10 protein-coding genes are annotated in these 12,549 nt (G+C 72.0%); 2 read left to right on the top strand and 8 right to left on the bottom strand.

Annotation, left to right across the window (positions count from 1 at the left end):
- Positions 1 to 43 precede the first annotated feature (43 nt).
- On the top strand, positions 44 to 1,015 hold the full coding sequence (locus ACFVWW_RS01830; protein ID WP_386875292.1) for a DUF6397 family protein: 972 nt from the start codon (positions 44 to 46) through the stop codon (positions 1,013 to 1,015).
- Between the two features lie 74 nt (positions 1,016 to 1,089).
- On the opposite strand, the gene ACFVWW_RS01825 is transcribed toward ACFVWW_RS01830, so the two are convergent.
- On the bottom strand, positions 1,090 to 2,061 hold the full coding sequence (locus ACFVWW_RS01825) for an NADP-dependent oxidoreductase (protein WP_384181881.1): 972 nt from the start codon (positions 2,059 to 2,061) through the stop codon (positions 1,090 to 1,092).
- A 199-nt stretch (positions 2,062 to 2,260) separates the two neighbouring features.
- Positions 2,261 to 3,235 (bottom strand): fibronectin type III domain-containing protein, encoded by a 975-nt coding sequence (locus tag ACFVWW_RS01820; RefSeq protein ID WP_386875290.1) that lies wholly within the window; start codon positions 3,233 to 3,235, stop codon positions 2,261 to 2,263.
- Positions 3,236 to 3,450: 215 nt separating this feature from the next.
- Between ACFVWW_RS01820 and ACFVWW_RS01815 the strand changes: the two genes are divergently transcribed.
- On the top strand, positions 3,451 to 4,245 hold the full coding sequence (locus tag ACFVWW_RS01815) for an SDR family NAD(P)-dependent oxidoreductase (RefSeq protein ID WP_386875288.1): 795 nt from the start codon (positions 3,451 to 3,453) through the stop codon (positions 4,243 to 4,245).
- 56 nt (positions 4,246 to 4,301) lie between these two features.
- Here the strand turns inward: ACFVWW_RS01815 and ACFVWW_RS01810 are convergent, their stop codons facing one another.
- The 6 genes from ACFVWW_RS01810 to rhaI all read right to left on the bottom strand — a co-directional run bounded on the left by ACFVWW_RS01810 (position 4,302) and on the right by rhaI (position 12,334).
- The gene (locus ACFVWW_RS01810) at positions 4,302 to 5,045 is read right to left on the bottom strand and encodes a carbonic anhydrase (protein WP_384181875.1); all 744 of its coding nucleotides are present in this window, start codon (positions 5,043 to 5,045) and stop codon (positions 4,302 to 4,304) included.
- 107 nt (positions 5,046 to 5,152) lie between these two features.
- Positions 5,153 to 6,187: a phosphotransferase family protein gene (locus tag ACFVWW_RS01805; protein ID WP_386875286.1), complete on the bottom strand. Its 1,035-nt coding sequence runs from the start codon at positions 6,185 to 6,187 to the stop codon at positions 5,153 to 5,155.
- Positions 6,184 to 7,287 carry a LacI family DNA-binding transcriptional regulator gene (locus tag ACFVWW_RS01800; RefSeq protein ID WP_386875284.1) on the bottom strand — a complete coding sequence of 368 codons (1,104 nt, stop codon included), beginning with the start codon at positions 7,285 to 7,287 and terminating at the stop codon, positions 6,184 to 6,186. The genes ACFVWW_RS01805 and ACFVWW_RS01800 overlap by 4 nt, the downstream gene beginning before the upstream one ends.
- A 106-nt stretch (positions 7,288 to 7,393) precedes the next feature.
- Positions 7,394 to 8,833: a rhamnulokinase family protein gene (locus ACFVWW_RS01795; RefSeq protein ID WP_386876698.1), complete on the bottom strand. Its 1,440-nt coding sequence runs from the start codon at positions 8,831 to 8,833 to the stop codon at positions 7,394 to 7,396.
- A 197-nt stretch (positions 8,834 to 9,030) separates the two neighbouring features.
- Entirely contained in the window at positions 9,031 to 11,082 is a 2,052-nt protein-coding gene (locus ACFVWW_RS01790; protein WP_386875283.1) for a bifunctional aldolase/short-chain dehydrogenase, read from the bottom strand.
- 82 nt (positions 11,083 to 11,164) lie between these two features.
- A complete protein-coding gene (rhaI, locus tag ACFVWW_RS01785) occupies positions 11,165 to 12,334 on the bottom strand; it encodes an L-rhamnose isomerase (RefSeq protein WP_386875281.1) in 1,170 nt (389 codons plus the stop codon).
- Positions 12,335 to 12,549: the final 215 nt, after the last annotated feature.

The following is a 12,549-nucleotide window of genomic DNA, read 5'->3' as shown; positions in this document are numbered from 1 at the left end:
GGTCGTCACCGAGAGTAGTTACGCCTCACGGGGGAGGACCATCATGTCCGTCAGCGATGCCCGGATTCAGGACCGGGCACAAGCCGTCGGCGTCGTGCGGGCCGCGCAGGAACTGCGACTGAAGCGCGGCGAGTTCGAGCTCGCCGCGCAGTTGGGGCACATCCGCACCACGGCGGGGGCGGGCGCCGGCCGGCGTCAGGTCGCCCGGCAGGAGATCGACCGCCTGCGAGCGGCGGAGGGATTCCCGGACGCCCTGCGTGAGCGGGTGCGGACCGTGGGCACGGCCGAGGGGGCGGAGCTGATGCCCGTCAGCCCCGGCCGGTTCACCCGGCTGGCCAGGGCGGGGTATCTCGCGCCGGTCACGTTCTATCTGAACCGCTATCGCGTGGTCGTGTGGCTGTATCTGGCGCAGGAGCTCAGGGCCTTCGCCGCCAGGGAACCGGCCCTGCTCACCGGCCGGCTGCCGCACGCGCCGCGCGCCGGTCACGACGTGGGGGAGGACCTGCGTCCGCGCAACTGGCGGGGCCGGCGCATCGGCCATCTGCTGCACGGCTGTGAGGACCCCTGGGAGCGGGCGGCCGTCGCCGGCTGTGTACTCGACCCGGTCCACCTGGCCGAGCTGGTGCCTGACCCGTACGAACGCGCCTATGTGAACCGGCTGCGGCCGCGCCTCGCCCATGGCCACCCGGCGTCGGAGGCCGCACAGGAGACGGTGCGACGCCTGCTGGTGGCGGAGCATCCCGACGAGATCCGGTGGCACCGGGCCAGTCTGTGCGCACTGCTGGAAGAGGCGCGGCGCGCCCGGCCGGCCCCGCGCCCCGACGCGGTCGCCGAGCGCCGAGCGGGGCCCGTCGTGCCTTCAGGCGGCTCCGACCCCCTTGCTGACGGGGCGGAGCCATTGCCGGAGGGGGCATCCGGGCCGCCGGGCGGGAACGGCCGCAGAGGTCTGCTGACCCGGCTGCGGATCAGAAGGATCAGCAGGGACAGACGCGTGGGAATCGCGGTCCGGAGGTGAGGAGGAGCGCCGGGCCGGGCCCGGTCCCGCCGTACCCCCGCCCGGCCGGCGGGTTCCGGTGGCCCGGCCGGGCGTCAAGGGGCCACGTGCAGAACGAGCTTGCCGCGCGTCCGTCCCGCCGCGCCCCTGCGGTGGGCCTCGGCGGCCTGCTCCAGCGGCAGGACCTCCTCGACCTCGACCTTCACGACGCCCTTGTCGATCAGTCCCGCGATCCGGGTCAGCGCGGCGCCGTCGGGCTCCACCAGGAAGGTGCTCGCCCGCAGTCCCTGGGCGCGGGCCGCGTCCAGCAGTTCGGGGGAGACGCCCGAGGGGACGGCGACGAGGACGCCGCCGGGCCGCAGCGTCCGCAGCGAACGGGTGCTCGTCGCGTCGTGTCCGTCCCCGACCAGGTCGATGACGACATCGACATCGCTGACCACGTCCTCGAACCGGACCGCGGTGTAGTCGATGAGTTCATCGGCGCCGAGCGAGCGCAGCCAGTCGTGCTTGGCGGCGCTGGCGGTGCCGATGACATACGCCCCGAGGTGCTTGGCGAACTGCACCGCCAGGTGCCCCACGCCACCGGCGGCGGCGTGGATGAGGACCCGCTGTCCCGCCTCGACCCGCGCGGCGTCGACCAGCGACTGCCACGCGGTGAGCCCGGCCAGCGGCATCGCGGCGGCCCGGTCGTGGTCGATCGTGGTCGGCTTGAGCGCGAACTGCCGGGAGGGCGCGGTCACATACTCGGCGTAGGCGCCGGCCGGCCGGGGGAACCACGGCATCCCGTACACCTCGTCGCCCACCTGCAGCGTGTGCACACCGAAGCCGGTCTCCGTCACGACGCCGGAGACATCCCAGCCCAGTACGAAGGGAGGATCGCCCAGCAGGCCCGCGATTCCGCCGCTCTCGCGGCTCTTCCAGTCGACGGGGTTCACACCCGCCGCGTGGACACGGACCTGCACCTCGGTCGGCAGGGGCTCGGGGCGTGCCACTTCGGCGAGCTGGAGCACCTCGGGGCCGCCGAGGGTGTATTGAGTGATCGCGCGCATGGTCGTCTCGCTGCTCATCACGGTCTCCTGCTGGTGCGTGCCGGGGCACTTTCGCACCGACCGGCCGGTTGGTGGTCGACACCTGCACGCTATTCCCTGGGTACTGGTATCCCGCAAGGGTGATTGCTACCCATTGGAAAGCATGCAGCTCGGAACCAGTATGGAGGGTGTCATGAGCGCCACGCGTGGACGGCGGACCGACACGCCGTACCCGTCCTCAGGGCTTGCCGTCGCCGGTGACGACGGTGCGTTCCGCGGAGAACCGGCCCCAGTTGCCGTCGGGCAGCTTGGCGCGGATCTTCACCCGGTAGGTCTCGCCGGCCTTCTTGCTCACGTACACGCTGTACGTGGCCCGGCCCCGGGGCACGTCGCCGCCCCAGACCAGCGTCGTCGCGAACTTCCCGTCCAGATAGATCTGGTACGAGGGGACCTCGGTGCCGGTCTTCGGCGCCAGCCAGGACAGATCGGCGTAGTACGCGCCGTCGGCGGTGTGCGTCGCGGCCCGGAAGTCGATCGGCGCGGTATCGGGATCGTCGCCGGGGCCGCGCGGGGTGGTGACCTCGACGGCGCGGCTGGCGGGCGAGGTGTTGTCTGCGGCGTCCCTGGCGGTGACGGTGAAGCTGTAGTGGGTGCCCGGCCGCAGCCGGGTGATCCGCGCCGTCGTGGCGTCCGCGCCGACGCTGTGGATCTTGGAGCCGCCCTGGTAGATGTCGTACGAGGTGATGCCCTGGTCGCCGGCCGCCTGGTGCCAGCTGAGCCGCGCGGCCCGGGCCCCGTCGCTCCTGCCCGCCAACTCGGTGGGCGTGGCGGGCGCTTCCTTGTCCTCGGCGACCGCGGCCGGTGTGGTGACAGGCTTCTCGCCGCTGTGCGGTGAGAGCGTGCCCTCGGCGTCCCGGGCCCTGACGGTGAAGGTGTAGGCGGTCGACGGCTTCAGCCCGGTGATGTCGATCATGTTCTTCCCGGCCGGGACGTCCTTGACCTTCGTCTTGCCCCGGTACACCTCGTACCCGCTGATGCCGTCCTGGCCGGTGGCCTGGTTCCACATGACATGGACGGAGGTCGCGCTGCCGGCCTGGACCGTGACCCCGGCCGGCGCCGAAGGCGCCTTCGCGCCCCCGTCGTTCGAGCCGCACGCGGCCAGAGTGAGCACGGCGGCGGACGCGAGCGCGGCAAGGCTGGAGATCCTTCTCATGGCCGTGTCCTCCATCCGGGGGCAATGGTCTAGACATATATGACACAGGTGTCGGGTCCACATCAAGAGGGCGGCGCGCACGGGTGTGCCGCGACGAGTAGGAAAGTCTGTGGTCGAGGGGGCGACACACCGGCGGGTTCCTCCGGCCGGGGCACGGAGAGGCCCTGGCGGACAATGACCATGGCTCAGCGAAGACGTGGGGAAGGACTGGAATCGTGCATATCGACCTGGCCGGAAAGACCGCTCTGGTGACGGGGTCCACCCAGGGAATCGGCGCGGCCATCGCGGCCGGTCTGGCCCGCTCCGGGGCCCGCGTCGCCGTCAACGGACGGAGCGCCGAATCCGTGGACAGTGCCCTCGACCGGCTGCGGGCGGAGGCGCCGGACGCCGAATTCCTGGCCGCGCCAGGCGATGTCGTCTCGGACGATGGCTCCCGGCAGGTGCTCGACGTGGTGCCTCAGGTGGACATCCTCGTCAACAACCTGGGCATCTTCGGTTCCCGGCCCGCGCTGGAGATCAGCGACGACGAGTGGCGGCGCTACTTCGAAGTGAATGTCCTCGCCGCGATCCGGCTCACCCGGGCCTGTCTGGGCGGGATGATGGAGCGGTCCTGGGGGCGCGTGCAGTACATCGCCAGCGACGCCGCGATCGTCATCCCCGCCGAAATGATCCACTACGGAATGACCAAGACCTCCCTGCTCGCGGTCTCCCGCGGCTTCGCCAAGGTGGCGGCCGGCAGCGAAGTCACCGTCAACTCCGTGCTCGCGGGCCCGACCCACACGGGCGGCGTCGAGGACTTCGTCTACGAGCTGGTGGATTCCCAACTGCCCTGGGACGAGGCGCAGCGCGTGTTCATGCGCGAACACCGCCCGCAGTCCCTGCTCCAGCGCCTGATCGAGCCCGAGGAGATCGCCAACATGGTGGTCTACCTCAGCTCGCCCCTCGCATCGGCCACCACCGGTGCGGCGATCCGCGTCGACGGTGGGTACATCGACGCGATCGTTCCCTGACCGGGGCGCCGCCCACCCCGGCGGGGGCGGGCGGCGGCCGACGCGAGGGGGTGCGGTCAGATCCGGTGGACGAGCTGCGTGGTGAGCTCGTAACGGGCTCCGACGATGGCGAGCTTGCCCTCGGCGATCCTGGCCGCCAGGTCGGGCTCCGCGGCGAGACGGCCGCGGACCATCGCGACGTTCGCGGTGACGGTGGCGTCGATACGCGCGTCACCCTGCTGGGAGTGATCGATCGCGGGCCGTATCTGGTCCGCCAAGTACTGTATGTGGGCCGGGAGTGCCTCGCCCGTCTCCTCCGCGTGGACGGCGGCGGCGACGGCGCCGCACGACTGGTGCCCGAGGACCAGGACGAGCGGTATCTCCAGCTCCAGCACGCCGTAGCAGATGCTGCCGAGGACGGCCTCGTCCAGGACCTCGCCCGCTGACCGTACGGTCATCAGGTCGCCGAGCCCCTGGTCGAAGGCGAGCTCCGGAGGTACCCGGGAGTCGATGCACCCGAGGATGACGGCGAAGGGGTGCTGGCCCGACACGAGGGCCTGGCGCACGGTCTCCGTCTCGTGCGGGTGCTGCTCGCGGAAGGTCCGCCAGCGGCGGTTTCCCTCGGCGAGTTCCCTGAGCGCCTCGTCCGGGGTGGCCGGTCGGACGCGCGTCGACCGAGAGTGAGTGGCCGCACCGGCGGACGGCGCGGCGAGCGCCACTCCGGCGGTGGCGGCGGTCCCCGCGAGGGCCGCGCGAAGCAGCGTGCGGCGCGGTGCGCCGGTGGGGGCGGGGGACGTGTTCGTCTGTCTGTTCAATATCACGGCCGGAGACTATCCGTGACAGCCTTGGCCATTGGTTGTCGATGGCGGTTTGTTGACCCTTTCTTGAATCAACTTGCCCTGTACGGACGCGGCCCGTGCCTGATCCGCTACGGCCGGTTCGCTCCGGCCCCCGCGGCGGCCTCCAAATGCCTCAGCGCCGCTTCGAGTTGCGGGGCCACGTGGCGCCATGCCCACTCCCGCCGGCCGTCCGGGTAGTCGCGGGGAACCACTTCCACCAGCATGATCAGATAGAGGTAGCAGCGGTAGAGAGCCATCCGCAGCCGGGCCGGCGCGTCGAACTCCGCCCGGCCGCCCGCCGCCGCGTATCCGGCGAGGAAGTCCGTGTCCTCCTCGATGTCGCCGAGCAGTGCCAGGGAGACGAAGTCCGCGAGCGGATCGCCCCAGAACATCCGCTCGCCGTCCACGATCCCGCTGACCGTACGGGCGCCGGCCCGGCCGTCGAGCAGCACATTGCCCTGCCACAGATCGAAGTGGACCGCGACGGGGACGGTGACCTCGTCGAGGACCCCCGACACCTCGGCCGTCAGAGCGCGGATCACGGCCGGGCTTCGCGGCAGCCGCGCCCCGTAGCGTTCCGCGTCGTCCAGAAGCCCCGCCATCATGGCCGCGAACGCCTCACGCCAGGTTCCGGCGAGCGGACCCAGCGGCAGCGCAGGGTAACCGAATCCCGGCCCGGTCACCGTATGTGTCCGCGCGACCAGGCCGCCCAACTCCCGCCGCAGTCCGGCACGTTCCTCCGGGGCCAGTTCGCCGTCCCGCTCGTGCCACGGCGCACCCGGAAGCGCCGACATGATCAGGAACGCGCCGGTCGCGGCGGTCGGATCGCATGCGTACCGCACGACCTCCGGCACCGGCACACCGTCGACCGCGCCCACCGCCGTATAGAAGGCCACCTCGCCACGGAGCAGATCGCGCTCATAACCGAGCCCGGGGCGCGACTCCGGCGGCGGGACCTTGACCACCCACTCCCGGCCGTCACGCAGCGAGACCCGGAAGAGCGCGTTGTACGTACCCCCCGACAACGGCTCGCACCTCGTCACCTCGCCAGCCGGCAGGCCGGCGGCTCCGACCGCCGCGTCGACCGCGGACCTGGCCGCCTCGCTCCGTTGACGATCCGTCACAACCGCTCCCGCTCCACGACCGGCCCGGCGACCGGCCCGGCGACCGGCCCGGCGACCGGCCCGGCGACCGGCCCGGCGACCGGCCCGAGCCGGCGCGTCGAGCTGCGTACCACCAGCTCGGGCTGGAGCACGACGGAGCGATGCGTGTGGCCGTCCGCGTCCGGTCCCGTCTCGTCCATCAGCATCTCCGCGGCCGTACGCCCCATCCGGGCCGCGGGCTGCCGTACGGACGTCAGCGGTACGACGGCCGCCGCGGCGAACTCGATGTCGTCGTAGCCGACGATCGACACATCGCCGGGGACGTCGACCCCGGCCCCGTACATGGCTTGCAGAACGCCCAGCGCGAGCAGGTCGTTGGCGCAGAACACGGCCGTGGGGCGCTCCGCGAGGCCCAGTAGCCGCGCCCCGGCGTCTATGCCCGATGCCACGTCCAGCCGCGCCGTCTCCACCTGGCGCAGGGCCTGTTCGGGCAGCCCGGCCTCGCGCAGAGCGGCCAGCGCGCCGGTGCGGCGGTCCCGGCACTGGGGGAGAGACATCGGGCCGCTGATATAGGTCACGGAACGGTGCCCTGCCGCCAGCAGATGCCGGACCGCGAGCGCGCCGCCCGCCACATCGTCCACCGAGACGGAACAGCCCTCGGCGGCCGGCACAGCGCGGTCGACATGCACGAACGGAATGCGCTGACGCGCGAACTCCCGCACATTGGCGCCGGTCGTGTCGGCGGGGGTGAGCAGCACCCCGCGCACCCGCTGCTCGGCGAAGAGCGACAGATACTCCGCCTCCTCGGCCGTGCTTCCCGCGCTGTTGCAGAGCATCACCCCGAGCCCGGCCTCGCGCGCCGCGCGTTCGGCGCCCTTGGCCACGGCGACGAAGAAGGGATTCGCCATGTCGAGCACCAGGATGGCCAGGATGCGGCTGGTACCGACCCTGAGCTGCCGGGCCGTCTCGCTCCGTACGAAACCGAGCTGGTCGATCACCGCCCGTACCCGCACGCGGGTGTGCTCAGACACCTTCTCCGGCCGGTTGAGCACATTCGAGACGGTCCCGACCGAGACACCGGCCAGCCGGGCCACATCCTTTATGCCGACCGTCTGCACCACGCGTCCTGCCTGCCCTGTCACTACTCGTCGGAACCCCTGACCGGGTGGACCATCATATGCGCGGTACGCACCGCGAGGACGGTCGCCGTGGGCTCCGCGCCATCCGTCACGGCCGCGGCTCCCCGGCGGCGATCAGCGCCGCCGCCCGGTCCCAGGCCCCCCGGTCACCGGCGGGTTCGTACCGGCGCGGGGCCAGTGTGCCGCGGAGCAGGGCGCGCAGATCGGAGAGGTCTCCCCGGACCGTACCCGCCGCCCGTGCCTGGACGAGTACGTTGCCGAGCGCCGCGGCCTCCGCAGGGCCGGCCACGACGGGCAGCCCGCAGGCGTCGGCGGTGAGCCGGCAGAGCAGGTCGTTGCGGGCCCCGCCGCCGACGATGTGCACGGTGTCCACGGCGCGGCCCGACAGGCGCTGGGCGTCCTCAACCGCGCGCCGGTGGGCGAGGGCCAGGGAATCGAGGACACAGCGGGTGACCCCGGCCGGGCCCTCCGGCGCCGGCCTGCCGGAACGGCGGCAGGCGTCCGCGATCCGCCGTGGCATGTCTCCCGGTGCGAGGAACGCCGGGTCGTCGGCGTCGACGAACGACCGCAGCCCCGGCACGTCGGCGGCCTCGCGCAGCAGCCGGTCCAGCCGCTGGGGTACGCCGTCCGCCTCCCATGTACGCAGGCACTCCTGGAGCAGCCACAGACCCATGATGTTGCGCAGATAGCGGACGGTGCCGTCGACACCCAGTTCATTGGTGAAGTTGGCCCGCCGGCTCTCCTCGGTGAGCACGGGGGAGTCCAGCTCCAGCCCGGCGAGGGACCAGGTGCCGGTGGCGATGTACGCGAACCGGTCGCCGGACGCGGGGACCGCCGCGACGGCGGAGGCGGTGTCATGGGAGCCGACGGCCGTCACCGGGACCGGGCCCGTCAGACCGGTCTCGGCCAGAACGTCGGGGAGCAGGTGTCCCGCCGGGGCGCCAGGACCGCGCAGGGGTGCGAACAGCGTCAGGTCGATGCCGAGCGCGTCGGCGACGGGCCGGGACCAGTCGCGGGTGCGGGGGTCGATGAGCTGGGTGGTGGAGGCGTTGGTGAGTTCGGTCCCGGCCTCACCGGTCAGCCAGTACGCGATGAGATCGGGGATCAGCAGCAGCCGGTTCGCGGCGCCGAGCACCGCACTGCCCTGCGCGGCGGTCAGTTGGTACAGGGTGTTGAAGGGCAGATACTGCAGGCCGGTGGCCGCGTACAGGGCGGCCGGCGCCAGCACCGCAGCCACCTTGGCCGCCTCGCCCTCCGTGCGGGCGTCCCGGTAGTGCACCGGATTGCCGAGCAGCGCGCCGGAGGCGTCGAGCAGGCCGTAGTCGACGGCCCAGGTGTCGATCCCGATGCTCGCCGGCGCCCGTCCGGCGCTCGCGCCGGCGGCCCGCAGGCCGTCCAGCACGCCCCCGTACAGGGACAGGATGTCCCAGTGCAGCGTGCCGGCGGTCCGCACCGGACGGTTGGGGAACCGGTGGACCTCCTGGAGGCGCAGCGTGCCGGTGCCGCGGCCGGAGACATGCCCGACCATGACGCGGCCGCTGGACGCGCCGAGGTCGACGGCGGCGAAGGGGACGGCTTCGGTGAGTGGCACGGCGGACCTCGTTGATCGGCGGGCAGCCGGCGCTGCACGCCGACAGACAGCGGGCAGGCGCGCGGACGGACTGCGGGCAGGCAGCGGGCAGGTGCGCGGAGAGGCCGGCCGGTGAGCGCCCGGCCCCGCCGCCCTCAGCGCAGGAAGGCGCCCGCCACCCCCGCGTCGACCGGGATGTGCAGACCCGTGGTGTGGCTGAGATCGCCGCCGGTGAGGGCGAACACGGCGTTGGCCACATGCTCGGGCAGCACCTCCCGCTTGAGGAGCGTGCGCTGCGCGTAGAACTCGCCGAGCTTCTCCTCGGCCACCCCGTAGACCGCGGCGCGTTCGGCGCCCCAGCCGCCTGCGAAGATCCCGGAGCCACGGACCACCCCGTCGGGGTTGACGCCGTTGACCCGGATGGAGAGCGCGCCCAGCTCGGCGGCGAGCAGCCGCACCTGGTGGGCCTGGTCGGCCTTGGCCGCGGAGTAGGCGATGTTGTTGGGCCCCGCGAACACCGCGTTCTTGGAGGCGATGTAGACGATGTCGCCGCCGAATCCCTGATCGGTCATCACCCGGGCCGCCTCGCGGGAGACCAGGAAGGAGCCACGGGCCATGATGGCGTGCTGGAGGTCCCAGTCCCCGGCCGTGGTCTCCAGCAGCGGCTTGGAGATGGAGATACCGGCGTTGTTGACGACCAGGTCCACTCCGCCGAAGGCGAGGGCGGCCGCGTCGAACGCCGCCCTGATCTGCTCCTCGTCCGTCACATCGGCGGTCACGGCGACCGCCTGGTCGGCGCCGCCCAGTTCCTCGGCGACCGTCCTCGCGCTGTCGCCGTTGAGATCGGCGACGACGACACACGCACCTTCGGCGACCAGCCGGTGCGCGATGGCCCTGCCGATCCCGGAGCCGGCCCCCGTCACCAGCGCGACCCGCGTGGCCAGCGCCTTCGGGGCGGGCAGCCGGAGCAGCTTGGCCTCCTCCAGCTCCCAGTACTCGATACGGAACTTCTCGGCCTCCTCGATGGGCGCGTACGAGGAGACCGCCTCGGCGCCGCGCATCACCTGGACGGCGTTGAGATAGAACTCACCGGCGACCCGGGCGGTCTGCTGGTCCTTGCCGAAGGAGAACATGCCGACACCGGGCACCAGCACGATCGCCGGGTCGGCGCCGCGCATCGCCGGTGAATCGGGGGCCGCGTGCCGCTCGTAGTACGCCCGGTACTCCTCGCGGTAGTCGGCGTGCAGCTCCGCCAGCCGCTCCTTCATCCGCTCCAGCGGTGCGCCGGCCGGCAGATCGAGGACCAGGGGCCGGACCTTGGTGCGCAGGAAGTGGTCGGGACAGGAGGTGCCCAGGGCCGCCAGCCGCGGGTGTCCGGCGCGGGAGAGGAAGTCGAGGACGGGACCGGCGTCGGTGTAGTGGCCGACCTGCCGCCGGTCGGTGGAGGCGAGACCGCGGATCAGCGGGGCGAGCGCCGCGGCCCTGGCCCGCCGCTCGCCCTCGGGCAGCGGCTCGTACCCGGGAAGGACCGGACCGAAGGGCTCCGCCCTGCCCCGCTCGGTCAGGAAGGCCTCGGCGGTACGGATGATGTGCAGGGAATTGTGCTCGCACTCCTGCGAGGTGGCGCCCCAGGCGGTGATGCCGTGGCCGCCGAGCACACAGCCGATGGCCCGCGGATTGGCTTCCTTGACCGCGGCGATGTCCAGGCCGAGCTGGAAGCCGGGCCGGCGCCAGGGCACCCAGACCACGGTGTCGCCGAAGCACTCGGCGGTCAGCTTCTCCCCGTCGGCCGCGCAGGCCAGCGCGATCCCCGAGTCCGGGTGGAGATGGTCCACATGAGGGGCGTCGACCAGTCCGTGCATGGCGGTGTCGATGGACGGGGCCGCGCCGCCCTTGCCGTGCAGGCAGTAGTCGAACGCGGCGACCATCTCGTCCTCGCGCGCCACCCCCGGATAGACCCCCATCAGCGCACGCAGCCGGTCGACCCGCAGCGCCGCCAGCCCGCCGGCGGTGAGCGTACCGAGATCGCCGCCGGACCCCTTGACCCACATCAGTTCGACATCGTCGCCGGTCACGGGGTCCGGGGCGGAGCCCTTCGCGGAGGTGTTGCCGCCGGCGTAGTTGGTGTTGCGCGGATCGGCGCCGAGCCGGTGCGAGCGGTCGAGCAACTGCGCTGCCACCGGATGGACGTGGGGCTGGTCGGTCATCATGTCCCTCTGGGATGTGGTGCCTTGGACGAGGCGGGCGAGCGGGGGCCTGCGGACGGTCGGTGGGCGGTCGGTGGACGGCTCAGGCTCCCCAGCCCGCCGGGGTGCCGCCGACGCGATCGGCGATGATCTTCTTGCCGTAGCCGGAGGCGTGGTACGCGGCCACGGGGTCCGCGTCCGCGCCGAGTTCGGTACGGACCTCCGCCACCAGCGGGCGTACATCGGTGCTGAACGCGTCCATCAGCACCGCGTTGGCCGCCAGCACATCGCCGCTCCGCTGCGCCGCGTCGAGCGCGTCCGCGTCCACCAGCAGCGCCTTGGCCGTGGCCTCCTGCACATTCATCACCGACCGGATGATCGCGGGGATCTTCTCCTCGATGTTGTGGCACTGGTCGAGCATGAAGGCCGTCTCCGCCGTGAACCCGCCGCCCCTGATCACCTCGTACATGATCCGGAACAGCTGGAAGGGGTCCGCGGCCCCGGCCATCAGGTCGTCGTCCGCGTAGAAGCGGGAGTTGAAGTCGAATCCGCCGAGCTTCTTCTCGCGCAGCAGTACCGCGACGATGAACTCGATGTTGGTTCCCGGCGCGTGGTGTCCGGTGTCGACGACGACCCGCGCCTTCGGCCCCAGCCGCAGACAGTGCGCGTACGCCGTCCCCCAGTCCGGCACATCCGTGGCGTAGAAGGCGGGCTCGAACAGCTTGTACTCCAGCAGCATCCGCTGCCCCTCGCCGAGCCGCTCGTACACCGCGGACAGGGCCTCGGCGAGCCGGCCCTGACGCGCCGAGATGTCGTCCTGCCCCGGGTAGTTGATCCCGTCCGAGAACCACAGCTTCAGATCGCGCGAGCCCGTGGCGTCCATGACGTCCACGCACTCCAGCAGATGTCCCAGCGCCTTGCGGCGCACCGCGGCGTCCGGGTGGGTGACGGACCCCAGCTTGTAGTCGTCGTCCTGGAACACGTTCGAGTTGATCGCCCCGACGCGCAGTCCCAGCTCGCGCGCGTCGGCGGCGAGCGCGCCGTAGTCGTCCACCCGGTCCCACGGGATGTGCAGCGCCACGGTCGGGGCGACGCCCGTGTGCGCGTGCACGCGCGCCGCGTCCGCCAGCTTCTCCCGCGGCGTCCGCGGCACCCCCGGCTGCGCGAACACCTTGAAGCGCGTGCCCGAGTTCCCGAACGCCCACGACGGCGTCTCGACGGACTGTGACTTCAGCGCCGCCTTCACAGCGGACACGGCGGATCGACCCGTCATCTCTCAGCGCTCCCGTGGTGCGGACCCGCGGTGCGAGTCAGTGATGCAATCCTTTGTGAATCGTTTCATCGCGGTGAAGCTATGGGAGTCGTGAAGACGTGTCAACCCTCCGTGCACCACCTGTGGTTGCCCGATCCGCGCCCTGCGGATTCACCGGAAAATGTGGCGCGCGGGCCATTGACGCCGTCGGCAATCGCCGTTTAGCTTCCGAGCAA

The sequence above is a fragment of the Streptomyces sp. NPDC058198 genome (assembly GCF_042882605.1).
In the GTDB taxonomy this organism is placed as follows: domain Bacteria; phylum Actinomycetota; class Actinomycetes; order Streptomycetales; family Streptomycetaceae; genus Streptomyces.
The sequence above is the reverse complement of the archived record's forward strand: the minus strand, read 5'-3'. Positions and strand labels throughout refer to the sequence as shown.